Origin of the sequence: Streptomyces sp. SID12488 (assembly GCF_010548275.1) — a bacterium.
GTDB lineage: Bacteria > Actinomycetota > Actinomycetes > Streptomycetales > Streptomycetaceae > Streptomyces.
Window position 1 is genome coordinate 1 of sequence record NZ_JAAGLT010000130.1, and the last position, 438, is coordinate 438.

Here is a 438-nt window from a genome sequence, read left to right on the forward strand (position 1 = left end):
GTTTTCAACATCCGCGTACACACGGGATTTCGGTCTCCGGCCATAAGGTCCGGGACCATGGCGACTTCGGAGGAAAGCGGCGTGGGGAAGCACCTGGGGTGGAGGCCCGAGCGTCTGCGGGAGCAGCGTGAGGCTCACGGGCTGACGCTTGAGCAGGCCGGCGAGCGGCTACGGGCGCTCGCTGAGGAAGCGAAGCTCCGGGGGATCCCAGCGGCGAATCCGCAGACTCTGTGGCAGCACGAGCAGGGTGAGGTCTACCCGGGCCCGCACTACCGCCGGGCGTATTGCCTGCTGTACCGGGCCACCGATCCCGAGCTGGGATTCCGCAACGCCCTGCCGGGCGAGGACACCCAGTTCAAGCTGACTCCGATGAACGATCAGCGCAACGGCTCGCACGTCCTGGCCGTGGAGCGCGCCCTGTTGCAGATTGGGGCGGGC

Annotated in this window: 1 protein-coding gene; it reads left to right on the forward strand. The window is 67.8% G+C overall.

Annotation, left to right across the window (positions count from 1 at the left end; genetic code table 11):
- Nucleotides 1–57: 57 nt before the first annotated feature.
- The coding region (locus tag G3I56_RS42830) for a helix-turn-helix domain-containing protein (RefSeq protein WP_343240236.1) at nt 58–438 on the forward strand (381 nt) is incomplete at its 3' end.